Origin of the sequence: Streptococcus sp. CCH8-C6 (assembly GCF_001557225.1) — a bacterium.
Taxonomy (GTDB): Bacteria; Bacillota; Bacilli; order Lactobacillales; family Streptococcaceae; genus Streptococcus; species Streptococcus sanguinis_C.
The window spans coordinates 1-793 of record NZ_LSJN01000053.1 but is presented as its reverse complement, the minus strand read 5'-3'; the positions used below and the strand labels follow the sequence as shown (position 1 = coordinate 793).

The following is a 793-nucleotide window of genomic DNA, read 5'->3' as shown; positions in this document are numbered from 1 at the left end:
TTTTAGTATACAAGCTAGACTTCAAATATTTCTCAAGAAATTCTAAAATATTTCTCAAGAAATGCAGAACAACCAATCGGCTGACTGGCTGCTTGGGGTGTTCATTTTTTATGTTAAAAGATGTCAAGTTCTCAAAAGCAACAAAGGTTTCAGCAATGCTTTGCGAAGAAGAATAGTCATTGCTAGACCTGTAGCTAGTTAAGCTGTTCTGGTATAAGTTGAGGGTCGAATTCTTCTTTGGTAAATTCTGTGACAAGCTTGCCTTGTTCCAGAATGCCAAATTTGGTGGCAACCAAAGAAAGTTCAGATAGGATGTGACTGGAAATGATAAGGGGCGTTCCTAGTTCTTGTCTGATTCGCTGGACCATGAGGTGGAATTCCTTGATATCAATAGGTCCCAGATTATTAAAAGGCTCATCCAATATCAGCAGGTCTGGCTTATCAATAAGGGCGATAGCGATGCCTAGCCGCTGCTTCATGCCTGGGGAAAATTCACTGAATGTTTTCTTGCCAGTCTTGGTCAGACCGGTGTAAGTTAGGCATTCTTGGATAACCCTATCAGGATTGGCAACCTTTCGATCAATGCAATAATAGAGTAGATTATCAAAGGCCGTCAGATGCTCGTGGGCAATCGGTGTTTCGATGATAGCTCCGCTTTGCTTGAGCGCCTTCTTCCATTCCTTCTGATTGTCAGCAGAGGCAAAGAGAGCAGTGGTTCCGCTGTTGGCATGAATGAGCCGGCTAATGGTCTTGAGAAGAGTGGTTTTGCCAGCCCCGTTCTTGCCAATCAGTC

General features: G+C 43.4%; 1 pseudogene. It reads right to left on the bottom strand.

What is annotated here, in order from left to right:
• Positions 1–224 precede the first annotated feature (224 nt).
• Positions 225–793, bottom strand: a pseudogene (locus AX677_RS05315) (ATP-binding cassette domain-containing protein); the annotation flags it as partial.